Source organism: Kitasatospora sp. NPDC034035 (assembly GCF_055575755.1).
The window spans coordinates 1-22376 of the sequence record NZ_JBVISA010000022.1; the positions used below are offsets into that span (position 1 = coordinate 1).

Here is a 22376-nt window from a genome sequence, read left to right on the forward strand (position 1 = left end):
AGACACCATCAGGCCGTAGCCCGCCGAAGCCACTACCGGCGGCGACTCGCCAGCCCCTCAACCGGATAGATCACGAAGTCGCACTGGAGTACTAGGCCGCGCCCACCGGGCCGGGTGCCCGCCCCGCGCTGGACGAATTCCAGGGGGCGGGCGCCCGGCCCGTGTCGCGTCTCAGGGCAGTCGAGGTATCAGGGCAGTCAGGTTTCCGGGCAGTCAGGGTTTCCGGGCAGTCACGACGGTGAAGGCGGCCAGGGCAGGCCAAGCACGGCCCGGCCGAGGCGCAGCAGGCAGTCCCCGAGATCCGGCCGGGTGCTGTGCGGGCGGTTCCGCACCCCGTCGTTGACCAGCGCGAACAGCGCGTGCACCCGGATCCGGGCGGCCGCCGCGTCGTACTCCGGACGCACCTGCCGCAGCAGGCCGACCCAGGTGCGCAGGAAGTCCCGCCGGAAGTCCACCGCGGCCCGCCGGTCGGGCGGGGCCAGCCGCTCCGTCTCGCTGAGCATCGCGCCCAGGTAGTCGCCGTTGCGCAGCGCGAAGCCCACGTACGCGTCCAGCCCGGCGGCCAGCGCCGCCCCGGGCCCGTCGGCGGCCGCGATCGCGCCGCCCACCTCGTGCCAGAGCCGCTCCCGGCTGCGCACCAGCGAGGCGGCGAGCAGGTGGGCCTTGCTGTCGAAGTGCCGGTACACGCTGGGGCCGGAGATGCCGACGGCGGCGCCGAGCTGGTCGGTGCTGACGTTGTCGAAGCCCCGCTGGTGGAACAGCCGGACGGCCGCCGCGAGCAGTTCCTCCCGGCGGGCCTGCGGCCCGGGTTCGGGCGCCGGTCCGGCCGCGGGCTCGACGGTCGTGCCGTCCAGCGAGACCGCGAGGACGGCCGCGACCAGCTCGCGCAGCAGCGCCTCGGCACGGCGGGGCTGCGGCACGGCCGACTGGTAGGAGAGCCCGGCGCAGGCCGAGAGCGCCGACCAGCAGAGCAACTCGGCGTCATCCGACGCCAGTTCGGGACGCTCCGCACGCAGTACGACGGTCATCGGCGCGACGTCCGCGCGCAGCTCACGGCGCAGCGCGGCCCGCCGGTCCGGCGGCAGCAGCCGGGCGTCGCGCTGCACCAGGGTGCCGAGCGGGCGGTGGCCGACCGCGACGGCGGCCAGCGCGGCGCCGAGCTCCTCGGTGGTACGGGCCGCGCGCAGCCCTTCGGCGAGCTCGTCCAGCCCCAACCGGACGGCGCGGTCGAGCAGTTCGGGCTTGCCCCGGAAGTGCCGGTAGAGCGCGGGCGCGGTGATGCCGACCCCGGCGGCGACCTCGGTCATCGAGACCTGGTGGTAGCCGCTGCGGTGGAAGCGGTCGGCAGCCACGGCGAGGATCTGGGCACGCCGCCCGCGCGGCCGTCGGACCACCATGGCACGCCTCCCTCCCGTCCGGCCGGACACTCCGCCCGTACCGTTCCGAGCACCCCGCCCGTACGGCTCCGAACGCCCCACCCGGTGCCGTCCGGGCGCCCCACCCGGTGCCGTCCGGGCGTCGACCGAAGGCTAGCAAGGATTCACTTGGCGCCCCCGCCGACCTTGATTTCCACGCCTGTCGACTCTGGACAGCCGAAGCTACCCGGGATTAACTTGTGGGGCCATCACCTGGTACGTTCCGCCCCGCCGGCAGCTCCGGCCGGCACCGTCGAAGGGAGCGCCGCCGTGCGCCGCACCGTGTTCAACGAGGACCACGAGGCCTTCCGGGAGACCATCCGGGACTTCATCGCGGGCGAGGTCGTCCCGGTCTACGAGAGCTGGGAGGCCGAGGGCCACCCGCCGCGCGACTTCTACCGGCAGCTCGGCGCGCTCGGCGTCTACGGCATCGAGGTGCCGGAGGAGTACGGCGGCGCGGGCGAGAGCGGATTCAAGTACCAGGCGGTGATCGCCGAGGAGACCGCCCGGGCGGGCGTGAGCTTCGGCTCCTCCGGCGTGCACACCGGACTGGTGCTGCCGTACCTGCTGGAGTACGCGAACGAGGAGCAGAAACGGCGCTGGCTGCCCGGCTTCGTCTCCGGCGACATCATGACCGCGATCGCGATGACCGAGCCGGGCGCCGGCTCCGACCTCGCGGGCATCACCACCACCGCGCGGCTCTCCGACGACGGCACCCACTACGTCCTGAACGGCGCCAAGACCTTCATCACCGGCGGCGTGCTGGCCGACCTCGTCCTGGTGGTCTGCCGCACCGCCCCGTACGACCCGGACAACCGCCGGGCCGGCCTGTCCATCCTCTGCGTGGACACCACCTCGGCGGGCTACACCGTCGGCCGCAAGCTGCAGAAGATCGGCCTGCGCACCTCGGACACCGCCGAGCTGGCCTTCAGCGACGTCAAGGTGCCGGTGGAGAACCTGCTCGGCGAGGAGGGCAAGGCCTTCTCCTACCTGACCCACAACCTGGTCCAGGAGCGCCTGGCGATCGCCGTCGGCGCGTACGCGGCGGCCGCGGCGGGGGTGCGGTTCGCGGTGCAGTACGTCAAGGACCGCAAGGTGTTCGGCAAGGCCGTGGCCGAGTTCCAGAACACCAAGTTCACCCTGGCCGACTGCGAGGCCCAGGTGGTGGCGCAGCAGTCGATGGTGGACCGCGCGCTGGAGCTGTACCAGCACGGCGAGCTGACCGTGGCCGACGCGGCCGCGGCGAAGCTGTTCTGCACCGAGTCGGCCTCCACCGTGATCGACAAGTGCCTCCAGCTGCACGGCGGTTACGGCTACATCCTGGAGTACCCGATCGCCCGGCTCTACACCGACAACCGGGTGTTCCGGATCTACGGCGGCACCAGCGAGGTCATGCGCAGCATCATCGCCAAGTCGCTCGGGCTGTAGGCCCGTTCGGGTCCGTTCGGGCCCGACGGCGTGGCGAGCCGCACCCCCATGGCGGCCCGCCGCGCCGCTGTCCGGGGGCTGTTGTCCGGGGGGGCTGATGTCCCCGGGGCTGGTGTCCCCGGGGCTGGTGTCCGGCGGGCGGGTCACTCAGTTGGGCGGGTCGCTCAGTTGGGCGAGCTGTGCTCGGCGCGCCAGGCCTCCCAGCCGGCTGAGGAGGCCACCCGCGCCTCGCGCAGGGCGCGGTGGGCGAGCGCGGTGGGCGGGGTCTCCAGGCCGCGCACCCAGCCGCGGCCGGCCGTGATCAGTGCCGCGCACACCATGGCCGCCCCGGTCGCGCTGAGCACGGTGCCGATCGCGGTGAGCGCCACGCCCCCGGTCACCAGTGAGCGGTTGACCTGGAACCCGTTGAAAATCTGCTTGGTCGCCATGCCTCCACGATGCGGGAAGTCGGCGAGGCCTGCACCTCGGACCGCTCGGGGTTGGCCCGCACGGGCCGGACCGCTCCGGGTGCGGGAGGCCGGGATGTCCGCGACCCTGGGCACACGGAGTGAGGAGGCGGCGCGATGCCCGATCTCGAACAGCTCGCCGTGGAACACGCCGCCCTCGCGGCCGAGAGCCCGCACGGGCGCAGCGCCCACCTGGTGCTGCACGACGGCGCCCTGCGGCAGACCGTGATCGCGCTGACCGCCGGAACCGCGCTGGACGAGCACAACCCGCCCACCGCCGGAAGCGTCCAAGTGCTGCGCGGCCGGGTCTCGCTGACCATCGCCGGGCGGCGGCTGGAGCTGTCGACCGGCCGCCTGGAGCCCGTCCCGCAGGAGCGGCACGGGCTGCTGGCGCACGTCGACTCGGTGGTGCTGCTGACCGCCGTCACGACCTGACGGCCCGAGCCGAACCGAGCCGAACCGAACCGCTCAGCCGGACGTGAAGACGCTGGCGCTGACCAGCCGCAGCCCCCGCAGGAAGTCCTGTCCGCTGGGCGCGAGTTCGGGCGCGGCCAGCCACTGGGCGGCGTAACCGGCCAGCAGGGTCTGGTAGAAGGCGCCGCGGACGACCTCCTCCTCGGTGTCCGGCACCTCGGTCAGCCCCTGGAACAGGGCGGCGAGCCCCAGCCGGCCCTCCTTCTGTGCCTCCGTGAATGCCTGCGCCAGGTCGGGGGCGTGCGCGGCCTGGGCTAGCGCCTCGAACTGGGCCGCCCAGAGCCCCCGGTGCTCGACGAAGACGTCCCGCAGGCCGTTCCAGACGGCGGCGAAGCGCACCTCCGGGTCGTCCGACACCTGGTTGGCGGCGAACACCACCACGCCCAGGGCCTCCCCCATCTCGCCGATCGCCTCGATCATCGCCGCGTTGAGCAGCGCGTCCTTCGAGCCGAAGTGGTAGCCGATCGCGGCCAGGCTGACACCCGAGGCGGTGGCGATGTCGCGGGCGGTGGTGCGCCCGTAGCCCTTCTCGTACAGGCAGCGCTTGGCGCCTGCCATCAGGTCTTCGCGGTTTCCCATGCCCCCGATCCTACGGAAGGACTGCACAGATGTCTTGCACGGTCGTCTTGCACGAGCGATTTACACATATGTACTAGACAAGCGTCTGACACGCTCGTACTGTCTACCTCATGACCGCAACCACCGGCCGCGCAGGCCGTCGCGAATGGATCGGCCTGGCCGTCCTCCTGCTCCCGACCCTCGTCCTCGCCATGGACATGGGCGTGCTCTTCTTCGCCGTCCCCTACATCTCCACCACGCTGGCGCCGAGCGGCACCCAGCAGCTGTGGATCATGGACATGTACTCGTTCCTGCTGGCCGGGCTGCTCATCACGATGGGCTCGCTGGGCGACCGGATCGGCCGCCGCCGGCTGCTGATGATCGGCGCCACCGGTTTCATCGGAGCCTCGCTGCTGGCCGCCTGGTCGCACGACGCCAACCAGCTGATCGCGGCCCGCGCCCTGCTCGGCACCGCCGGGGCCACCGTGATGCCCTCGACCCTCGCGCTGATCCGCAACATGTTCCACGACCCCAAGCAGCGGCAGATCGCCCTCGGTGCCTGGGGCGGCATCCTCACCGCCGGGGCCACCCTCGGCCCGGTCACCGGCGGCCTGCTGCTCGACCACTTCTGGTGGGGCTCGGCCCTCCTGCCCGCCGTCCCGGTGATGGCCCTGGTGCTGCTGACCGCGCCCGCCCTGCTCCCCGAGTACCGCGCCACCGCCCGCACCGGCCGCTTCGACCTGCTCGGCGCCGCGCTCTCGCTGGCCGCGATCCTGCCGCTCGTCTACGGGATCAAGACCCTCGCCATCGAGGGCTGGAGCACGCTCCCCGCGCTCGCCGTTCCGGCCGGCCTGCTGCTCGCCGCCGCGTTCGTGTGGCGTCAGCGCACCGCCGCGAACCCGCTGCTCGACCTGAGCCTGTTCCGGATCCGCACCTTCAGCGGCGCGATCAGCGTCAACACCATCGCGATGTTCGCGATGATGGGCTTCTCCCTCTTCACCTCGCAGTACCTACAGCTGGTCAAGGGCATGAGCCCGCTGATCGCCTCGCTCTGGTCGCTGGTGCCGAGCGTCGGCGTCGGCGCGGCGGTCGGGATCAGCTCGGCGCTGGCCGGCAAGGTCCGCCCGGCGGTCCTGATGGGCGGCGGGTTCCTGATCGGCGCGGTCGGCTTCGCGATGATGACGCAGGTCGGCGCGCACTCCCCGCTGGCGCTCATCCTCACCGCGGCGGGAGTGCTGGCCGCCGGGACCGTCGGCACCATGACGATGACCGCCGAGATGGTCGTCTCCGCCGCCCCGGTCGAGCAGGCCGGCGCCGCCGCCGCCACCTCGGAGACCGCGGTCGAGCTCGGCAGCTCCCTCGGCATCGCTCTGCTCGGCGCGGCCGGCGCCGCGGTCTACCGCCACCAGCTGGACGGCGCCCTCCCGACGGGCGTCGACGGCGAGGCCGCCCGGACCGCCCGGGACACGCTCGGCGGCGCGGTCACCGTGGCCGCCCACCTGCCCGGCCGGCTCGGCGCCGACCTGCTGGAGACCACCCGCGCCGCCTTCACCGACGGCCTGCACGTCGCCGCCGGGGTCGGCGGGGTCCTCGCCCTCGGCGCCGCGCTCCTGGCCTACCGCCTGATGCGCCACCTCCCGGCCGCCGCCCCCACCCCGGCCCCCGAGACCGAGGCTGAGCCCGAGACCGAGGCCAAGCCCGCCACCGTCACCGTCTGACCCACCCCGGCCCGATCCACGCGAGTCATCGAGAGCCCCCGCCCACACCAGGGCGGGGGCTCTCCGCCGTCTCCGACGGCTGGATCCACATCTGCCGGTGTCGCGGCGGTTGCCTACCGACATGACCCAGACGACCAACACGCCGGCCTCGACCGTGTAGACGACCCGGTAGTCCCCGACCCTCAGTCGCCATCGGGCGTGGTGCGCCTGAAGGGCCTTGATGTCGAACGCCGAGGCGTCGCCGGCGTCCAGCGCCCTCTGGAGTTCGGTGAGTCGGTGGAGGATCCGGACCACATCCGGCCTGGGCACCTTGAGAAGCTCCCGCTGAGCGCGCTGGCTGAACCGCGTGACGTACCCCATCGCGATCAGCCGTGGTGCTCGCGAGGCATGGCGGCCATCGACTCGATCACTGGCTCAGTCATGCCGCATATTCGCCTCGGCGTGCCAGGGTGAGCGGCATGGGTGCTGATCGGGCGCGGGTGCGCGGGAGTTACGACACGGTGGCGGCGGAGTACCTGGAGCGGGTCGGGGGTGAGCTGGCGTACAAGGCGGTGGACCGGGCGCTGCTGGGGGTGGTCCTGGAGGAGGCGGCCGGCGGGGTGGTGGCGGACCTGGGGTGCGGGCCCGGGCACGTGGCGGGGTGGCTGGCCGGGCACGGCGCCGAGGTGGTCGGGGTCGACCTCTCTCCGCGCATGGTCGAGCTGGCCCGGCGCGAGCAGCCGAAGGCCGCGTTCCGCACCGGCGACCTGCTGGCGCTGCCCGCCGCCGACGGGGAGTTCGCGGCCGCGGTGGCGCTGTACTCGGTGATCCACCTGGAGCCGGACGAGTTGGCGCCCGCGTTCGCCGAGATGCGGCGGGTGCTGCGGCCCGGCGGGGTGCTGCTGGTCTCCTTCCACCTGGGCGCCGAGGTGCGGCGGATGGAGGAGTGGTGGGGCCACCCGGTGGACGTGGACTTCCACTTCCTGGAGACCGGCACCGTCGCCGACCGCCTCGCCGGGGCCGGGTTCACCGTCGAAGCGCGGATGGAGCGCGAGGGCCTGCCCGAGGAGGCCCCCACCCGGCGCGGCTACCTGCTGGCGCGACGGACGGAGTGAGCGGGGCGGGCGGCGGCGGACGCAATGAGCGTCCACCCCGGGGTGGACGCACCACCGTCCACCCCGGGGTGGGTGCGCCGGCGACCCCACGGGAGCACCGTGGAAGGGTCCCTCCGACCGCCGGGAGCCGCCCCATGTCCCTGCCCACCCTCCTCTCCCTCCTCGGCGTCCTGTGCTGGGTCGCCTACGAGCTGCTGCTGCGCCGGCGCGCGGACGCCGCCGCCGGCACCTGGCACGCGGACCGCCGTGACCGCGGCTCGACCCGGCTGCTGCTCGGCTGCTACTGCACCTCGGCGCTGGTCGTGGTGCTGTTCGACCGTGGCTCGATCGGCCAACTGCCGGCCTGGGCACGCTGGTTCGGGGTCGCGACGGTCGCCGTCGGGCTGGCGCTACGGGCCTGGGGCATGCGCACCCTGGGCGCCTACTACACCCGCACCCTGCGCACCGTGGACACCCAGCGGGTCGTCCGCACCGGCCCGTACCGGCTGATCCGCCACCCCGGCTACGCCGGCAGCCTGCTGGTCTGGATCGGCTACGCCCTCGGCACCGGCAGTTGGGCGGCGGCCCTGGTGGTCGCGGCGCTGCTGTCCGCCGCGTACGGCTGGCGGATCGCCGCCGAGGAGCGGCTGCTGCTGGACTCGTTCGGGAGCGAGTACGCGGAGTACCGCCGGGTGTCCAAGCGACTCATGCCATTCGTCTACTGATCGCACCGGGGCGGGCTGCGGATGCGGGCTCCGCCCGGGCCCTCCGGACTCCGCCGTCTCACAATCCGCTCGAGCGGCACCTGGTTTTTGGCCAGCGTTTCCCGGCCGGTGTATCCGTTCGCCGTGAGGGCCAGGCATACTGGCCAGCACGGGCTCTAGCGCCCGCCATGACTCTAGACAAGAAGGGACCGGTGGCCAGGGATGCTGCGGAACGGTCTTGAGCCCTGGCACATCTTCGTGGTGCTGGCGGTCGTCATCCTGCTGTTCGGATCGAAGAAGCTGCCGGAGATGGCACGCGGCCTGGGCAAGTCGATGCGCATCCTGAAGGCCGAGACGAAGGCCATGCGCGAGGACGAGACCCCGGCGGACGCCGGCACCGCGCAGAGCACCGCCGCTCCCCAGCAGAGCGCGGACCGTCCGGCCGTCACGCCGACCAACGTGACCAAGGCCGAGGACACGAAGCGGCCCGAGACGAACATCTGAGTCTCCCCTCTTCTCCGGAAAGCCCCTGGTGAACCCACCAGGGGCTTTCCGCTGTCCGGGGGGCGCTCGTCCCACCGGAACCCGCCTGCTGAGGTGCTACGGCGGGTCCCGACGCCCCGGTCGTCGTGCTGACCACATTCGACGACGACCGGCTCTACCCGGCCCTGGCCGCCGGGGCCTGCGGGTTCCTCGCCAAGGACGTCGAACCGGCCACGGTACCGGACGCCGTCCGGCGGGCAGCGGCCGGCGACAGCCCGTACAGCCCGTCCGTACTGCGCCGGGTGGTCGCCCGGGCGTCGGCCGACTGGACGGGACCGGAGCGGCGGGAGGCGGTGGCACGGTTCACCGAGCGGGAGGGCGAGGTGCTGCGACATCTGGCGGAAGGGCTCTCGAACGGCGAGATCGCCGACCGGATGCACCTCGGGGTGACGACGGTGAAGACCCACGTGTCGAGTCTGATGACCAGGACCGGCAGCCCGAACCGGGTCCGGCTGGCAGTACTGGCGATCCAGCAGGGGCTCACCTGAACGGAGCAGGCGGACGGGCGGCGCGGGCGGCTGACGGGAAAGGCTGGGCGGGATGTCCGAGAACCCGCCTCCGCCACCGCCACCCGCCGATGTGCGGGCCTGGTCGGGGATGCTGGCCGCGTTCACGCTCCTGATGGTCGCGTACTTCACGCTGCCTCTGGAGTGGTTGGGCGAACGGCGGCCGGTGCTGAGCTGGGCAGTGTTCGCGGGGGCGCTGGTCGGAATGACCTGGTTGATGCTGGTCAAGATCGCGGGTGTGCTGCTGGGGACGGTGAAGCGGCCGGTGGTCTGGCTGGCCTTCCTGATCTGCCTGGCAGTGACCATCTTCTCGGCGACGTACTACGTGTTGGGATCGCACAAGGCCGAGTTCGCCGGGCTGGAAACCCGACTCGACGCGCTGTACTTCACGGTCGTGACACTGGCGACGGTGGGCTACGGCGACATCACGGCCTCGGGGCAGTCGGCCCGATTCGTGGTGGTCCTGCAGATCGGGTACAACTTCGTGTTCCTCGCGGCAGCGGCCGGGACGGCGTCCCGGACGATCCGGGGGAACGTGGAGCGGCGCATCCGGAAGAAGAGCTGACTCGGGGATTCGGCGCGGCGGGCCTGTGCACGCGACCCGCCACACATCCGGTCGGTCTAGCTGTCCTCGTCGGGCGGGGCCACGCGGAGGGCGGTGACAACACCCAGGGCGACGGTCGCGAAGGCGAGGGCGAGGAGGACCGCGAACGCGGTCGCGATCAGGAATCGCACGAGGCGTCCCGCTCGGCGTCCAGGAGGAGCACGAGCAGGTTCAGGAGGGTCGAGGCCGGCGCCGTGTTGAAACGGACGAGGACCCGGCCGTCCATGGTCCGGTCGGTGGCAGCCGAGGGCCAGATCAGGCCGAACTTCCGTCCGCGCTCCTGAACTTCGGCCAGAAGGGTGCGGATGTGGTCGTCCGTGTAGTGCCGGATCCGGGGGTCGGTCGGCAGCATCGGCCGGCGGTTCACGCGGCGGAGTCCAGCTCGCACTCGAACCAGACACACTTGCCGCGCTCCTGGGGAAGGACGCCCCAGCGGCGGGTGAGGCCGGCAACGAGCTGGAGACCCCGGCCGGACTCGGAGAGCGGGGAGGGGGTCTGCTCGATGGGGAGGACGGGGCTCTCGTCGGAGACCGAGACCCGGAGGACCTTGCCGAGGAAGAGGATGTGGATGATCGGCGCGGGGGTGTTCCCGTGCCTCCAGGCATTCATCAACAGCTCACAGAGGGCGAGTTCGGCGTCGAAGGTGGCCGAGGACGGCCACCCCGCGCGGACCATCGCGTCCCGGAGGGACTGGCGGGTGAGGGCGAAGGAGGGCGTGTTCAGGTGACGCATGGGAGATCTCCCGGGCGTGATTGAGAAGGAAGAACCGGCGGACACGTCGCCGTGAGCCAGGCCAGGCAGATGGGCATGGCTGCTCTGCGGTGCGGACAGCGCGCATTACTGACGATCCGTCGGATCGCTGTGAGAACGACCATAGCGCAGGCGGGGCTCAAATTTGAGCCCACCATAAGGGGTCTTCACCCGAACGTGGCACCTCCGCCCTCGAGGCCTACGGCAGACTGGTCATCATGGCGCTACGACCGAACCCAACCCTTCGCCAGCGGCGGATCGGGGCCGAGCTGCGGAGGATGCGGGAGCAGGCCGGCCTCGGCGGCAGCCAGCTGGCGCGCGAACTCGGGATCCAGCCCGCCCAGATCACGCAGATCGAAAGCGGCAAGGGTGGGGTCAGCGTTGAGCGGCTGCGGACCATCGCCGCCGTGTGCATGTGCACCAACCAACCTCTGATCAACGCCCTCGCCGACGTGATCACCGAGCGAGACAAGAACAGTTGGTGGGAGGAGTATCGCGGATCCGTTTCCACGCACCTGCTCGACATCGCAGAAGTGGAAGGCACAGCGAAGAAGCTCACCACCTACACGATCACGTTCGTTCACGGGCTGCTACAGACCAAGGCCTATGCCGCTTCCGTCTTCGCTCGCGCGATTCCGCCGCTACCGGACCACGAGGTCGATGTCCGCACAGACTTCCGGATGAGGCGACAACAAAACGTCCGATCTGGCACGACACCCATCCGCGCTTTCATCCATGAGGCAGCGCTTCGGATGCAGTTCAGCGGCCCGAAGGTCCTCGCCGAACAGCTCGACGCCCTGATCGACCACTCCGAAGACCCCAAGGTCTCGATTCGGGCCGTGCCGTTCGACGTCGAGTCCCTGCCCGGGCCAAGCGAGAACTTCACCTACGCAGAAGGTGCCGTAACCGAGCTGGACACGCTCCAGATCGACACCAGCCACAACAGCATGATCTTCGACTCGCCTGCACAGCTCGCGAGCTACCGCGAGATCCTCAGGCGGATGGCTTCAGTTGCGCTCTCCGAGCAGGAGTCACGAGACTTCATCCGGCAGATCAAGAAGGAGATTGAAAGCAAGCATGGATAGCTCCGCATGGCGGAAGTCCAGTTACTCCGGCTCAAGCAACGCATGCGTGGAGGTCCGCACGATGGACGGGCGCATCGAACTCCGCGAGTCCGACGAGGGCCACCTCATCCTCCGCACCACCCCCGCCACCTTCGCCACCCTCCTCCACGGCATCAAAGCCGGCGAGTTCGACCATCACGCCTGAACCCAAGTGGCCCACCACGGGACGGCTGGAGCCGAGCGACTTCGACCGCGCGGAGACCGGCGTTGCCGACCGCTTCCACCTCGCGATGGCCGGATACGAACAGGGCGTCGGAGCGCGGTATCAGCACGTCCTCACCGAAATGGGCGGTCCCGACGCGGAGACGCTTCACGATCTCATCCTCGCGGCGATGATCAGCTGTGACCTGCTCGGCCTTTCGAGGTGGCTCGACCAGCGGCACGGGCCCGAGGCTTTCCGCCGCACCTTCCGCTCACCGGCCTACACCGGGCCCGACCCCGGTGAGTAGACGTCCTTTCGTGGCGCGGGAAGTCGGCCGGGCTGACTTCCCGCGCAGAACACCCGCTGAAGGGCTCGCTGCACAGAAATATCCACAGGCTGTGGACAACGTCGTGGATTCAGGAGCGGCTGGTGTCGATGACGCAGAAGCGGTTGCCCTCAGTGTCTGCAAGGACGACGAAGTCCGGGTCCTCGGGGTAGAGGTCCCACTCCACGCGCTCGGCGCCGAGGGCGAGCAGGCGTTCGACCTCGGCGGCTTGGTCCTCGGCGTCCCCGGCGTAGAGGTCGAGGTGGACGCGAGGGTGGTCCTGGACGGGGGACTCGCTGAGGGCGAGGGCGAGCTGTACGCCGCTGCCGCCCTCGGCGGGTTCGAGGACCGTCCAGTCGTCCTCGACCAGGCCGCCGCGCGGGACGTAGTCGAGCGCCGCCGCCCAGAAGGCGACGGCGCGGGGCATGTCGGAGACACCGAGGACGAGGGAACCGATCGTCAGCATCCCGCCATTGTGGCGGACCGTCAGTCGTCCTGGAGGTCGGCGGCGGTGTGGAGGGTGGCGAACAGGGCCGAGAGGCGGGCGTTCCAGTTGGCGTAGGTGGGGGCGTCGATGGCGTGCTTCTTGGCCATGTCCTTGATCACCCGCTGGGCGTTCTTGAGCTCCTGCGCCGCCTCGTCCGGGTTGCCCTCGTTGAGGCGGGCGGATGAGGCGTCGAGGATCCTCAGCAGCTCCACCTGCTTGTCGCGCTCCTTGGGGACCTGGGCCTGGGCCACCGCCTGCCGGAAGGACTGGAGCTGCAGAGCCGCCGGCTGGTTGCGCGGGACGGCCTGGGTGGGTGTCGGGGCCGCCGGCGGGGTGGTGGGGGCGGCGGAGGGTGCGGTCCCCGCCGGGGTGGGCTTCGCGGCCGGGCCGGGGGCGGTGGCAGCCGGGGGCACCTTGGTGGCGGCGGCGTTGCCCGCCGGTCCGTCGAAGGCGGTGAGGGCCAGGGCGGTGACGCCGGCGAGGCCCGCTATGCCCAGCGCGCCGAGGACGAGGGGCTTGCGGCGGCTGGTGCGGGCGGGAGCCGGGGCAGGCGCGGGGGCGGGAGCGGGAGCAACCGGAGCCGGAGCCGGGACCGGCGCCATCACCGAGGTGGCGGCCGGGGCTTGGGGCGGCAGCAGGGTGGTGTGCTGCTGGTTCGGTGCGACTGCGCCCGGGACGGGGACGGGCGGCAGCATCTGCGTCGGAGCGGCCGTGGCCAGCAGTTCGGCCGTCGGGTCGCCGACGACCAACCCGGGGACGGTGGCCAGCAGTTCGGCCCGGGCAGCAAAGGCGTCGGCCGGACGGCCGGCCGGGTCCTTGGCGAGCAGCCGCAGCACCGCCGCATCCAGGGCGGGTGGCAGGCCGGGGCGCCGCCCGGACGGCGGCAGGGGCTGCTCACTGACGTGCTTGAAGGCGATCGCCACCGGGGTCTCGGCCGTGAACGGGGTCGCGCCGGTGAGCATCTCGGTCAGCACGCAGCCGACCGCGTACAGGTCGGTCCGCCCGTCCAGCGCCGACGCGGTGGCCTGCTCGGGCGACAGGTACGCCGCCGTCCCGAGCACGCTCGCGGTCTGGGTCAGGTTGCCGGAGGAGCCGGCCCGGGCGATGCCGAAGTCGACGACCTTCACACCACCGTCGTCGGTGATCATGATGTTCCCGGGCTTGATGTCCCGGTGCACCAGCCCGGCGGCGTGCGCGACCGCCAGCGCCTCGCAGACCGCCGCCGCGATGCCGATCGCCCGCTCCACCGGCAACTGGGGCTGCTGCGCCAGCACGGCGGCCAGCGACCGGCCGTTGACCAGCTCCATGACGATGAACGGGGTGCCCTGGTCCACACCCGAGTCGAAGACCATGACGATCCGGGGGTGCGCCAGCATGGCGGCGTGCTGCGCCTCGCGGCTGAAGCGCTCGGCGAAGCGGGGGTCGTCGGCGAGGCCTCCGTTGAGGACCTTCACGGCCACCTGGCGGCCCAGCACGCGATCGACGCCGCGCCAGACGGTGGCCATGCCGCCGACGCCGAGCATGTCGACGAGTTCGTAACGCCCGTTCAGCGCCCGTCCGATCACCTGGAGCTCCCCTCACGTGCCCTGCCCGGGGTCCCGGGCCGCCTCGTGCACCCGTGCACGATAGCCGTACGGCCTTGCGACCCGGCCGGGGGCGGAGGGGGGCGGCCGGGGGACCGGGCAGCGGTCCCCCGGCCGCCGGCGCGGGGGTGCGGCCCGCCCTGACTGCGGGAGGGCGGGCCGCACGTTTCCGGGCCGGCCGGGCCGGCAGCGCGTCCGGGGTGACGCCTTGCCGGTCCGGCCGGGGCCGGCCGGGTGGACGGTGGGCACGGGGGAGCCGACCGGCCACCCGGAGTCTTCGGGTGGTACTGCTTCCTGCTGGTACCACGAGTGTTACCGGGTGGTGCTGGTACTGCGGGTGGTGCGTTCCGGGTGGGCGGTGAGCCCGGGGGGAGTCGCTCGCCGCCCACCCGGAGTTCTGGGGTTATCCCGTGGACGACTGCCCGTCCTCGGATCGGCCGGTCTTGCTCGGGCGGATGTCCGGCAGGGTGGGCGCGGCGGGCAGCGGCGGGACGGTCGCACCGGTCTTGCCGGGCTTGGTGCCGCTGCCGCCGGTGTCCTGGCCGTTCCCGCCGCCCTTGCCGGCGTCGGTGCCGCCCTTGCCGGCGCCCGCGCTGGGAGCGTCGCCGGGCCGGCCGGGGTCGCGTGGCTGCGCACTGGTGCCCTGGTGGTCGCCGTCTCCCGCGCCGAGGGCCTTGGCGCAGAAGTCCGGCACCCGGTCCGCTCCCTCGGCGGCCGCGACCAGCGGACCGTAGAGCGGATCGGTGACCAGCCGGGCAGGGCGGTCGCCCTTGGCCGTCCGGTCGGCGAAACCGCGGCAGAGGCCGAGCAGCGCGGGCGGTACGGCCGGACGATCGCCGTGACCCTCGGCCGACGGGGTGCCGGGGGTCGCGGTGCCGAAGGGGGCGGCCGTCTGTGGGCCGGGGGAGGCGGCGTCGGACGGACGGGCGGAGCCGGACGGCGGGGCGAACGGGGCGCCGGCGAAGTGGCCGCCGCCCGACGCGCCCGGCGAGGTGCCGGAGGCGCCGCCCTGGGCCGCGAGCGTGCGCTCGGGCTCGGCGGTGCCGCCGCTCAGCGGGGACGGCAGGTTGCCGGTGCCGGCGGCGACCGCGACCCCGCACAGCGCGGTGGCGCCGAGCACGGCGGCAGCAGCCTTCGTGCTGAAGGCCCTGGCCAGCGCTGCGGTTGCCATTGATCGTCTCCGGACGGGGGTCACTACGGGGTCGGGCGTGAGACTCGCCTCCCGGAACGCGGCCAGGGCGGCTTCCTCCCCGGCCAGTTCACCGGCCGTCGCGGGAGCGGCGGCCGCGGCGAGCACCCGGGCGAGCTGCCCGGGACCGCCGTCCGGTCCGGTGAGCGAGGCCTCCTGCCCGGCCGACGGGGCGGCCACGGCACCGCCGAGCAGCTGCTCGGCGGTATCACGGTCGATCCGACGGGATCGGTTGGTGCTCATCTCATGTCCTTCAGCGTCGCGGCCCGGCGTTCTGTCACACCCTGCGGAGAACTTTTTTTCGCGGGTTTCCCCGCGGGCTGCCCGGAGGCCTTGCCCGCGCTCCCTTCGGCGGCCTTCCCGGGGTCGCCGGGGGCCCTTCCTGCGGTGCCGCCGGGGGCCTTGACGGCGCCCTCGTCGGCTGACCCGCCCGTCCGCGCAGCCGGGATCCCGCCCCCGGACGCGAAGGGCTGCTCCAGTAGCTTGGCCAGCCGTCGAAGCCCCCGGTGGGCGGCCATCCGGACGGTGCCGGCCCGCTTGCCGAGCACCTGGGCGGCGCTCTCCGCGTCCAGCTCCATGACCACCCGCAGCAGCACTGCCTCGGCCTGGTCGCGCGGCAGCCGGGAGATCAGCGCCAGTGCGTCGGCGGTGCCCACGGTGGTCAGCGCGGCGCCCGCGGTGTCATCCCCGGCCGCAAGTTCGACGAGGTACTCGAAGGGCAGGTCGGCGACCGGACGGCGGCGGCGGGCGCGCAGGTGGTCGAGTGCCCGGTGGCGGGCGATGGTGGCGGCCCAGCCGCGGAAGCCGTCCCCGTCGCCGGAGAAGCCGCTCAGGTCGCGGGCGATCTGCAGCCAGGTCTCCGAAGCGATGTCCTCGGCGTCCTGCATGTCCTCCGGCCGGCCGCCGACCAGCACCCGCAGGTAGCGCAGCAGGCCCGGTTGGACGGTCCGGAACAGCAGCCGGAACGCCTCCTCGTCCCCGCCCTGCGCGGCGCGGACCGCGTCGGCCAGATCGACGGGAGCGGCCGCCGGTCCCGGTGGTGGGTCGTCTGCGGTCGGTATTGGTCCGGACCGGCCGACTGGGCTGCCGGTGCCCGCTCCGGGGCGCTCTGCACTCTGCACCCGCCACATGATGCGCCATTCGGGCGAACAGGTCGGCTCCGGTCGAAGGACCGGCCCGCCCGGGGCCAAGGTCCCGCGCGCTGCTGCCCTTCGTCCGCAGACCCGGCGGGCCTGCACCGCCTATGTTGTCCGTAGACGAATCAGTCCGGGGCCGCCGGCACGCCCGGAGACCGGATCCGCCGAAGTGCCCGGTCCGCCGCCGCGGACCCGCCGCGCCCGACGACGTACGCGCGTCCACACGCACCCGGTTCGTGCACATCCGGGACGCATGACCCGGCCCCGACCGCGCAGACGAGGCGGGGACCACCGGCGGCCCACCCAAGACCCCGCAGGACCGGCACAGGACCGACCGAGAACCGGCACAGGACCGGCGCAGGACCGGCGCAGGACCGACCGAGGACCACCGCAGGGGCCGGCCGAGGACCACCGCAGGACCGGCCATGCCACCCCCAGGCCCGCCCGAGGGTGCCACCAGCAGCCACGGCCAGTAGCCACGACCAGCAGGGACGAACGATGACGACTGCCCTCGAGCTCCACACGAAGGGCCTGCGCGAACACCTCGCGCCCGCCCTGCGCGCCCTGGGCCTCACCGGGTGGCGCCGGAGCTTCAACCTGCCGGACGACACCCACTGGGTGCTGCTCGGCCTCGTCGAGCGCCCCGCCGCCGACCGGGTGCCCTTCACTTCGACCTCAGCCTGGTCCGCCGCACCGACTGGACCGCTGCCGCCCTGCCCGGCCATCGGCCCGACCCCCGCGTCCGGTACGGCATCGAGACCTGGCGGGCCCGGATCGGCGAGGTGCTGCCGGTCGGCGAGGACGTCTGGTGGGAGGTGCTGCCCGGGCGGCGCTGGCAGCTCCCACTGGACGATGCCGTCGCCGCCGTCCGGCACTACGGCCTGCCGGAGCTGCGCCGCCGGGCCGAGGCCGACCGTGCCCCGACCGGGGAGACCTATCTCTCCCCCGCCGAACTGCAGGAGGTCAACGCCGCGCTGCCGACCGTCGCGGTGGCCCGGGTGCAGCGCGCCGAGCTGGCCGACAAGGCGCTGGTGCTGACCGGTGCCTGGACCCGGGGCGACGCCGTCGCCCGGACCGTCCTGGCCGGGGTCGCGCAGGGGTTCCTGTCCGCCGGGGACGAGCGGTTCGGCACCGTCCGCTGCCGGGACACCCTGGACCGCGAGCTGTGGACCTTCCCCGCTGACGACTAGAGAACCGCAGGTCGGACGGGGTGTCACGGTGCGCTCCATGACAACTGTCACGCGGATCCCGCAACGGACGGCACTGCTCTGACGGAGGGTCGGCCGGAAAGACTGGAGGCACGACGCGGGCAGCAGCCCGCGGCCACCAGCCGGGGAGGAACCCACCGTGAGCCAGATCGTCAGCGCCGCCGCCGGCGCCCCCACCCTCGCCGTCACCCCCACCGTCACCCCCACCGTCGCCGTCGCCGTCTCCGCCCGTGCGAAGGCCGCTCCCGCGAAGGCCGCCGCCGATGTTCGGCAGGCCCAGGCAGTTGCCGAGGGCGCCGCCCACGCCAAGGCCGCCAACCCGCTGCTCTCCGGCCTCCGCCCGCTGGCCCTCGACGTGGCCGCCCCGCTGGCCGGCTACTACCTGTTGCACTCGGCCTGCGGCCTGAGCGAGTTCGCCGCCCTGGCCTGGAGCAGCGCCTTCCCGGCCGCCCGCACCGTCATCGGCCTGCTCCGGGAACGCAAGGTCAACCTGTGGGCCGCGCTGATGCTGACCGTCAACCTGGCGGGCCTCGCCCTGACCTTCGTCACCGGCGACGCCCGGATGATGATCGCCAAGGACGGCGGACTGAGCGGCACCGTGGCGCTCGCGATCCTGGTCTCGGCGGTGATCGGCCGACCGGTGATGAGCCCGATGCTGATGCCCTTCCTCACCAAGGGCAAGCGGGACCGCGCCGCCGCCTGGCAGCGGCTGGTCGAGGGCCGGGCGGCCGCGTCGCGATCCTTCCGCCGCCACGAGCGCCTGTTCTCGGGCATCTGGGGCGCCGCGCTGCTGACCGAGTGCGCGGCCCGGGTGGTCGGCGCCTTCACCCTGCCGGTGTCGACGATGGCCTGGCTGTCCACCGTGTTCCTGATCGGCGCGATCGTGGCCGGTTCGATGCTCGGCCAGATCGCCACCGAGCCGATGGAGAAGCTGGTCAGTGCCGAGACCGAGGCCCCGACCGCCGCCTGAGCCCCACACCCGCCCGCCGCCCGACCGCCGCCTGACCAGCACCCCGACCACCACCCCGATCAGCACGGGAGCGCCACCCCGACCGGCACGTGAACAGCCGGTTCCGAGGACTCGAACGGCCAGGAACCATCCTGATCTCCCGGGAGTCCTTACATAACGAGGGGGTAACGGGACCCCCCGACGAGGAAACGGGGAGTCCCATGAACCGGACGACGGACGCGCTGACCACCATCGAGGACCGCACCCTCGTCTGGGACGGCTGCCTGAACATCCGCGACCTGGGCGGGCTGCCCACCGCCTCCGGCCGGCTCACCGCCCGCCGTGCGATAGTCCGGGCGGACAACCTGGACCGCCTCACCTCCGAGGGCTGGGACGCCCTCCTCGACCACGGGGTCCGCACCGTGATCGACCTGCGCAACGCCGAGGAGTACAAGCCGCTCCTCCCGCTCCCCGACGACGTCGACCTGATCCGCGTCCCGCTGGACGAACTGGCCGGCCCCGCCTGGTGGGAGGACCACGGCCGGCTGGACGGCACCCCGCTCGCGCTCCGCCCGTACCTGGACCACTGCCCGCACGCCGCCGCCGCGCTGATCGCCGCGATCGCCGGCGCCCGCCCCGGCGGCGTGGTCGTGCACTGCGGCGCCGGCCGTGACCGCACCGGCCTCGCCGCCCTGCTGCTGCTCGCCCTGGCCGGGGTCGACCGGGCCTCGATCGCCGAGGACTACCTGCTGAGCGGCCCCAACGTCCGCCCGCTGTACGGGATGCTGGGCCTGCCCGACCCGTACCGCCGGATCGACGCGGTGCTCGCCGAGGCCGGCACCACCGCCGAGGCCGCCCTGGAAGCCACGCTCGACGGGTTCGACCCGGCCGGCTACCTGCTCGCGGCGGGCGTCACGCCCGACCGGATCGCCGCCGTCCGCAGCCGACTGCTGCCGGCCGCATAGGAACCGCCAGGCAGGAACGCCGCACAGGAACCGCCACATAGGACCCGACGCACAGAAGCCGACGCACAGAAGCCGCCGCGCAGGACGGGTCGCCGGAAGCCTTCACGACAATCGTCAATCGATGGTTGACGATCCCGGGGCGACAACCTACGGTTGACGCATGGAGAATCCCGTTGTTCCCAACACCACTCCGTTGCGCCTCGACGACCTGATCGCCGCGATCAAGAAGGTCCACACCGACGCGCTCGACCAACTCTCCGACGCGGTCATCGCCGCCGACCACCTCGGCGAGCTCGCCGACCACCTGATCGGCCACTTCGTCGACCAGGCCCGGCGCTCCGGCGCCTCCTGGACCGACATCGGCCAGAGCATGGGCGTCAGCAAGCAGGCCGCCCAGAAGCGCTTCGTCCCCAGGGACCCGGCCACCCCGAACGACCTCGACCCCAGCCAGGGTTTCAGCCGGTTCACCCCCCGGGCCCGCAGCGTCGTGGTGGCCTCGCAGGAGGAGGCCCGGAAGGCGAGCAACGCCGAGATCACCACGGAGCACCTGCTGCTCGGCCTGCTCGCCGAGCCCGAGGGCATCGGCATGAAGGCGCTCGCCGCCCAGGGCGTCGCCCCGCAGGCCCTGCGGGAGGCGGCCACCGCCGCCCTGCCGGCCGCCGTCGACGAACTGCCCGCGCTGATCCCGTTCGACGCCCGGAGCAAGAAGGCGCTGGAGCTGACCTTCCGCGAGGCGCTCAAGCTCGGACACAACTACGTCGGCACCGAGCACCTCCTGCTCGCGCTGCTGGAGCAGGACAACGGCCAGGGCATCCTCACCGCGCTGAAGGTGGACAAGTCCGAGGCGGAGACCTTCGTCTCGGAGGCCATCGCCGCCATCATCGCCGCCCGGAACGCGGAGTCCGAGCAGCAGGGTTGAGGACCCGGCGCCGCGCCCCGGGCGGAACACCCGCCCGGGGCACGACACTTCCTGCTGGAACCCGGAGCCTAGAAGCCGGAGACTCGGGTGGTGACGATCCGGACCCGGCCGTCCTCCGCCGCCTCCAGCGCCGCCCGCAGCCGGGCCGATCGGGCCGGGCCGAGGAGCTCCAGCGCCTCCTCGAGCGGGGCCCAGCGGTGGTCGTCCAGCTCACCGGCTGGGACGGTCACGGGGGTGCCGTCCGGGACGGTGCCGAAGTCGAACATGAAGTGCTCGGCGGGGTGGTCGAGTTCGGCCGAGGGGTGGGTCCAGGAGATGGCCAGCAGCTCACCGGCCTCCCGGACGATGCCGGTCTCCTCCTCCAACTCCCGCTTGGCGCACTCGACCGGGCCCTCCCCGAGGTCGATCGTGCCCCCGGGGAACTGCCAGTGCTCGCGGTACCCGGCCTTCACGATCAGGATCCGACCGGACTCGTCCCGCAGCAGGCCGCCCGCCCCCGCATAGATCCGGGGCAGGGACGCCAGCCATTCCTCGCGGGACTTCAAGGGCTCAGCCGTCACGGTGCTCCTCCTGGGGCAGGTGGGGTTCGACGGCCCCACTCTGCCACCAGGCTTCGTCCCCAGGCTTCGTCACCGCACCTCGCTACCGCACCTCGCCACCGGACCTCGCCACCGGACCTCGCCACCGAAACGTCGCCGCCGGACTTCGGAGCGGACCGATGAGTCGGCACCGTCATGCCGGTCCAATCCGTATGACCACCACCACCGGGACCACCGGCGAGACCACACCGAGCACGACCGTGCTGACCTGCGACCTGCGCGCGCTGACCGCCCCCGACCTGGCCGTCGTCGACGCGCTCGCCCGGCTGCGCCTCGCCGCCGCCCGGTACGGGGTGGACGTGGTGCTGCTGAACGCGAGCGGCCCGCTGCGGGAACTGCTCGCGTTCAGCGGGCTCGCGGCACTGCTGCCGGGCGCGGCCGATCCACTCGACCTGTACGGGCTACTCGGCGTCGACCTCCCCCTCGCGGACATCCGGGCGGACATCCGGGCGGGCGTCGACCGGTCCAGCGCCGACCGGCCCGACCCCGGCCTGCCCGGCATCCAGTCGGGGCGGCAGGCCGAACAGTGGGAAGAGCACATCGGTGTCCAGGAAGTTGGTGAACCCGGTGATCCGCCCCGCTGACACCTCCGGCACGATCAGCGCCCACGGCTCGTGCCCGCCCGCCGGGCTCGGCCGGTACTGGGCGAAGGCCGGCCCGCCGTTGGCCGTCACCGGGAGCAGCCGGGAGTCACGGCAGCCGTGCCCGGGGCCCAGCATCCAGGCCCGGATCTCGTCCTGCCCCTGCAGCCACATCGCGAACGGCGGCATGTTGAGCGTGACGTCCTCGTGCAGCAGGGCGGCCAGGCCGTCCATGTCGTACGCCTCGAAGGCGCGGACGTAGCGGTCCAGCAGCGCGCGGTGGTCCTCGTCCAGCGCGGGGACCGGCCGGGCGGCCGAGGCGTCGGTGGCGAGCACCGCGCGGGCGCGCTGCAGCGCGCTGTTGACCGAGGCCACCGTGACGCCGAGGAGTTCGGCGACCTCGGCGGCCTTCCAGCCGAGCACCTCACGAAGGATCAGCACCGCCCGCTGCCGGGGCGCGAGCCGCTGCAGCACGGCCACGAAGGCCAGCTTCACCGATTCGCGCTGGGCGGCCACCTCGGCCGGGTCCCCCGTCTCGGGCAGCACCCGGCCGTCCGGGGCGGGGCCGATCCAGGTCACCTCGGGCAGCTGGGTGTCGTGCGCCGTGGCCACCGTGACCGGGCCCGCCAGGTCCATCGGACGGGCCCGGGCGTTGCGGCCGTTCAGCGCGTCCAGGCAGACGTTGGTGGCGATGCGGTACAGCCAGGAGCGCAGCGCGGCCCGGCCCTCGAAGCCCCGGTGCCCGCGCCAGGCCCGGACCATGGTCTCCTGCACCGCGTCCTCGGCCTCGAAGACGGAGCCGAGCATCCGGTAGCAGTAGCCGGTGAGTTCCGTCCGGTACCGCTCCAGCTGGAGCTCGACCGGCTCCTCCGTGATCACGTCGGCCATCGTGCGCCCCCGTCGTCGTGCCGTGCCCTGGTGAACGGGACGAACGTAGCGCAGGGCACCGA

25 protein-coding genes and 1 pseudogene are annotated in these 22376 nt (G+C 72.9%); 14 read left to right on the forward strand and 12 right to left on the reverse strand.

Annotated elements, in window-relative coordinates; all coding sequences use genetic code 11:
• Positions 1–230: 230 nt before the first annotated feature.
• Positions 231–1397 carry a TetR/AcrR family transcriptional regulator gene (locus ACZ52J_RS27755; protein ID WP_465622595.1) on the reverse strand — a complete coding sequence of 389 codons (1167 nt, stop codon included), beginning with the start codon at positions 1395–1397 and terminating at the stop codon, positions 231–233.
• Between the two features lie 288 nt (positions 1398–1685).
• Between ACZ52J_RS27755 and ACZ52J_RS27760 the strand changes: the two genes are divergently transcribed.
• Positions 1686–2843, forward strand: coding sequence for an acyl-CoA dehydrogenase family protein (locus ACZ52J_RS27760; RefSeq protein ID WP_360495999.1), 1158 nt, complete (start codon positions 1686–1688; stop codon positions 2841–2843).
• 164 nt (positions 2844–3007) lie between these two features.
• Here ACZ52J_RS27760 and ACZ52J_RS27765 read toward each other — a convergent pair whose 3' ends face one another.
• Entirely contained in the window at positions 3008–3271 is a 264-nt protein-coding gene (locus ACZ52J_RS27765) for a hypothetical protein (protein ID WP_360496002.1), read from the reverse strand.
• A gap of 135 nt (positions 3272–3406) precedes the next feature.
• Between ACZ52J_RS27765 and ACZ52J_RS27770 the strand changes: the two genes are divergently transcribed.
• Positions 3407–3724 (forward strand): cupin domain-containing protein, encoded by a 318-nt coding sequence (locus ACZ52J_RS27770; protein WP_360496004.1) that lies wholly within the window; start codon positions 3407–3409, stop codon positions 3722–3724.
• Positions 3725–3757: 33 nt separating this feature from the next.
• Here the strand turns inward: ACZ52J_RS27770 and ACZ52J_RS27775 are convergent, their stop codons facing one another.
• The gene (locus tag ACZ52J_RS27775) at positions 3758–4342 is read right to left on the reverse strand and encodes a TetR/AcrR family transcriptional regulator (protein ID WP_465622598.1); all 585 of its coding nucleotides are present in this window, start codon (positions 4340–4342) and stop codon (positions 3758–3760) included.
• 110 nt (positions 4343–4452) lie between these two features.
• Between ACZ52J_RS27775 and ACZ52J_RS27780 the strand changes: the two genes are divergently transcribed.
• On the forward strand, positions 4453–6039 hold the full coding sequence (locus tag ACZ52J_RS27780) for an MFS transporter (protein ID WP_465622600.1): 1587 nt from the start codon (positions 4453–4455) through the stop codon (positions 6037–6039).
• 90 nt (positions 6040–6129) lie between these two features.
• Here ACZ52J_RS27780 and ACZ52J_RS27785 read toward each other — a convergent pair.
• Positions 6130–6399: pseudogene (locus tag ACZ52J_RS27785) on the reverse strand (type II toxin-antitoxin system RelE family toxin); the annotation flags it as partial.
• A gap of 98 nt (positions 6400–6497) precedes the next feature.
• On the opposite strand from ACZ52J_RS27785, the gene ACZ52J_RS27790 reads away from it, so the two are divergent.
• The 5 genes from ACZ52J_RS27790 (at position 6498) to ACZ52J_RS27810 (ending at position 9430) form a co-directional block, all read left to right on the forward strand.
• A complete protein-coding gene (locus ACZ52J_RS27790; RefSeq protein WP_465622602.1) occupies positions 6498–7133 on the forward strand; it encodes a class I SAM-dependent methyltransferase in 636 nt (211 codons plus the stop codon).
• A 134-nt stretch (positions 7134–7267) separates the two neighbouring features.
• On the forward strand, positions 7268–7837 hold the full coding sequence (locus tag ACZ52J_RS27795) for a methyltransferase family protein (protein ID WP_465622604.1): 570 nt from the start codon (positions 7268–7270) through the stop codon (positions 7835–7837).
• A 201-nt stretch (positions 7838–8038) separates the two neighbouring features.
• Positions 8039–8320 (forward strand): Sec-independent protein translocase subunit TatA, encoded by a 282-nt coding sequence (gene tatA / locus ACZ52J_RS27800; RefSeq protein WP_465622605.1) that lies wholly within the window; start codon positions 8039–8041, stop codon positions 8318–8320.
• A 125-nt stretch (positions 8321–8445) separates the two neighbouring features.
• Positions 8446–8847, forward strand: coding sequence for a response regulator transcription factor (locus ACZ52J_RS27805; protein WP_465622607.1), 402 nt, complete (start codon positions 8446–8448; stop codon positions 8845–8847).
• A 109-nt stretch (positions 8848–8956) separates the two neighbouring features.
• A complete protein-coding gene (locus tag ACZ52J_RS27810) occupies positions 8957–9430 on the forward strand; it encodes a potassium channel family protein (RefSeq protein WP_465622608.1) in 474 nt (157 codons plus the stop codon).
• 157 nt (positions 9431–9587) lie between these two features.
• On the opposite strand, the gene ACZ52J_RS27815 is transcribed toward ACZ52J_RS27810, so the two are convergent.
• Both ACZ52J_RS27815 and ACZ52J_RS27820 read right to left on the reverse strand, forming a co-directional pair.
• The gene (locus ACZ52J_RS27815) at positions 9588–9836 is read right to left on the reverse strand and encodes a hypothetical protein (protein WP_465622610.1); all 249 of its coding nucleotides are present in this window, start codon (positions 9834–9836) and stop codon (positions 9588–9590) included.
• Positions 9833–10201: an ATP-binding protein gene (locus ACZ52J_RS27820; protein ID WP_360496030.1), complete on the reverse strand. Its 369-nt coding sequence runs from the start codon at positions 10199–10201 to the stop codon at positions 9833–9835. Before ACZ52J_RS27820 ends, ACZ52J_RS27815 begins: the two co-directional genes overlap by 4 nt.
• A gap of 236 nt (positions 10202–10437) precedes the next feature.
• Here ACZ52J_RS27820 and ACZ52J_RS27825 point away from each other — a divergent pair, with 236 nt between their 5' ends.
• Positions 10438–11304 (forward strand): helix-turn-helix domain-containing protein, encoded by an 867-nt coding sequence (locus ACZ52J_RS27825; protein ID WP_465622611.1) that lies wholly within the window; start codon positions 10438–10440, stop codon positions 11302–11304.
• A complete protein-coding gene (locus ACZ52J_RS27830; protein WP_465622613.1) occupies positions 11297–11488 on the forward strand; it encodes a DUF397 domain-containing protein in 192 nt (63 codons plus the stop codon). Before ACZ52J_RS27825 ends, ACZ52J_RS27830 begins: the two co-directional genes overlap by 8 nt.
• 413 nt (positions 11489–11901) lie before the next feature.
• On the opposite strand, the gene ACZ52J_RS27835 is transcribed toward ACZ52J_RS27830, so the two are convergent.
• The 4 genes from ACZ52J_RS27835 to ACZ52J_RS27850 form a co-directional block, all read right to left on the reverse strand.
• Positions 11902–12276 (reverse strand): VOC family protein, encoded by a 375-nt coding sequence (locus ACZ52J_RS27835; protein ID WP_465622615.1) that lies wholly within the window; start codon positions 12274–12276, stop codon positions 11902–11904.
• Between the two features lie 20 nt (positions 12277–12296).
• Positions 12297–13862 carry a protein kinase domain-containing protein gene (locus ACZ52J_RS27840; RefSeq protein ID WP_465622617.1) on the reverse strand — a complete coding sequence of 522 codons (1566 nt, stop codon included), beginning with the start codon at positions 13860–13862 and terminating at the stop codon, positions 12297–12299.
• A 421-nt stretch (positions 13863–14283) separates the two neighbouring features.
• The gene (locus ACZ52J_RS27845; protein ID WP_465622619.1) at positions 14284–15312 is read right to left on the reverse strand and encodes a hypothetical protein; all 1029 of its coding nucleotides are present in this window, start codon (positions 15310–15312) and stop codon (positions 14284–14286) included.
• Complete coding sequence (locus ACZ52J_RS27850; RefSeq protein ID WP_465622621.1) at positions 15309–16199, reverse strand: RNA polymerase sigma factor; 891 nt, start codon at positions 16197–16199, stop codon at positions 15309–15311. The genes ACZ52J_RS27845 and ACZ52J_RS27850 overlap by 4 nt, the downstream gene beginning before the upstream one ends.
• Before the next feature lie 584 nt (positions 16200–16783).
• On the opposite strand from ACZ52J_RS27850, the gene ACZ52J_RS27855 reads away from it, so the two are divergent.
• The 4 genes from ACZ52J_RS27855 to ACZ52J_RS27870 all read left to right on the forward strand — a co-directional run bounded on the left by ACZ52J_RS27855 (position 16784) and on the right by ACZ52J_RS27870 (position 20246).
• Complete coding sequence (locus ACZ52J_RS27855; RefSeq protein ID WP_465622623.1) at positions 16784–17395, forward strand: hypothetical protein; 612 nt, start codon at positions 16784–16786, stop codon at positions 17393–17395.
• Positions 17396–17552: 157 nt separating this feature from the next.
• The gene (locus ACZ52J_RS27860; protein WP_465622624.1) at positions 17553–18383 is read left to right on the forward strand and encodes a VC0807 family protein; all 831 of its coding nucleotides are present in this window, start codon (positions 17553–17555) and stop codon (positions 18381–18383) included.
• 200 nt (positions 18384–18583) lie between these two features.
• Positions 18584–19327, forward strand: a complete 744-nt coding sequence (locus tag ACZ52J_RS27865) for a tyrosine-protein phosphatase (protein ID WP_465622625.1) — start codon at positions 18584–18586, stop codon at positions 19325–19327.
• A 160-nt stretch (positions 19328–19487) separates the two neighbouring features.
• Positions 19488–20246 carry a Clp protease N-terminal domain-containing protein gene (locus ACZ52J_RS27870; RefSeq protein ID WP_465622626.1) on the forward strand — a complete coding sequence of 253 codons (759 nt, stop codon included), beginning with the start codon at positions 19488–19490 and terminating at the stop codon, positions 20244–20246.
• Between the two features lie 68 nt (positions 20247–20314).
• Here the strand turns inward: ACZ52J_RS27870 and ACZ52J_RS27875 are convergent, their stop codons facing one another.
• Both ACZ52J_RS27875 and ACZ52J_RS27880 read right to left on the reverse strand, forming a co-directional pair.
• Positions 20315–20806, reverse strand: a complete 492-nt coding sequence (locus tag ACZ52J_RS27875) for an NUDIX hydrolase (protein ID WP_360496110.1) — start codon at positions 20804–20806, stop codon at positions 20315–20317.
• Between the two features lie 440 nt (positions 20807–21246).
• Entirely contained in the window at positions 21247–22314 is a 1068-nt protein-coding gene (locus tag ACZ52J_RS27880) for a sigma-70 family RNA polymerase sigma factor (RefSeq protein ID WP_465622629.1), read from the reverse strand.
• Positions 22315–22376 lie beyond the last annotated feature (62 nt).

What these genes read in the sequence shown, in the direction of transcription:
- ACZ52J_RS27775 (WP_465622598.1), bottom strand. Translation starts at nt 4,342, where the DNA reads ATGGGAAACCGCGAAGACCTGATGGCAGGCGCCAAGCGCTGCCTGTAC.
- ACZ52J_RS27845 (WP_465622619.1), bottom strand. Translation starts at nt 15,312, where the DNA reads ATGAGCACCAACCGATCCCGTCGGATCGACCGTGATACCGCCGAGCAG.
- ACZ52J_RS27810 (WP_465622608.1), top strand. Translation starts at nt 8,957, where the DNA reads ATGCTGGCCGCGTTCACGCTCCTGATGGTCGCGTACTTCACGCTGCCT.
- ACZ52J_RS27790 (WP_465622602.1), top strand. Translation starts at nt 6,498, where the DNA reads ATGGGTGCTGATCGGGCGCGGGTGCGCGGGAGTTACGACACGGTGGCG.
- ACZ52J_RS27755 (WP_465622595.1), bottom strand. Translation starts at nt 1,397, where the DNA reads ATGGTGGTCCGACGGCCGCGCGGGCGGCGTGCCCAGATCCTCGCCGTG.
- tatA (WP_465622605.1), top strand. Translation starts at nt 8,039, where the DNA reads ATGCTGCGGAACGGTCTTGAGCCCTGGCACATCTTCGTGGTGCTGGCG.
- ACZ52J_RS27780 (WP_465622600.1), top strand. Translation starts at nt 4,453, where the DNA reads ATGACCGCAACCACCGGCCGCGCAGGCCGTCGCGAATGGATCGGCCTG.
- ACZ52J_RS27870 (WP_465622626.1), top strand. Translation starts at nt 19,488, where the DNA reads ATGGAGAATCCCGTTGTTCCCAACACCACTCCGTTGCGCCTCGACGAC.
- ACZ52J_RS27795 (WP_465622604.1), top strand. Translation starts at nt 7,268, where the DNA reads ATGTCCCTGCCCACCCTCCTCTCCCTCCTCGGCGTCCTGTGCTGGGTC.
- ACZ52J_RS27865 (WP_465622625.1), top strand. Translation starts at nt 18,584, where the DNA reads ATGAACCGGACGACGGACGCGCTGACCACCATCGAGGACCGCACCCTC.
- ACZ52J_RS27825 (WP_465622611.1), top strand. Translation starts at nt 10,438, where the DNA reads ATGGCGCTACGACCGAACCCAACCCTTCGCCAGCGGCGGATCGGGGCC.
- ACZ52J_RS27765 (WP_360496002.1), bottom strand. Translation starts at nt 3,271, where the DNA reads ATGGCGACCAAGCAGATTTTCAACGGGTTCCAGGTCAACCGCTCACTG.
- ACZ52J_RS27770 (WP_360496004.1), top strand. Translation starts at nt 3,407, where the DNA reads ATGCCCGATCTCGAACAGCTCGCCGTGGAACACGCCGCCCTCGCGGCC.
- ACZ52J_RS27850 (WP_465622621.1), bottom strand. Translation starts at nt 16,199, where the DNA reads ATGTGGCGGGTGCAGAGTGCAGAGCGCCCCGGAGCGGGCACCGGCAGC.
- ACZ52J_RS27830 (WP_465622613.1), top strand. Translation starts at nt 11,297, where the DNA reads ATGGATAGCTCCGCATGGCGGAAGTCCAGTTACTCCGGCTCAAGCAAC.
- ACZ52J_RS27820 (WP_360496030.1), bottom strand. Translation starts at nt 10,201, where the DNA reads ATGCGTCACCTGAACACGCCCTCCTTCGCCCTCACCCGCCAGTCCCTC.
- ACZ52J_RS27880 (WP_465622629.1), bottom strand. Translation starts at nt 22,314, where the DNA reads ATGGCCGACGTGATCACGGAGGAGCCGGTCGAGCTCCAGCTGGAGCGG.
- ACZ52J_RS27835 (WP_465622615.1), bottom strand. Translation starts at nt 12,276, where the DNA reads ATGCTGACGATCGGTTCCCTCGTCCTCGGTGTCTCCGACATGCCCCGC.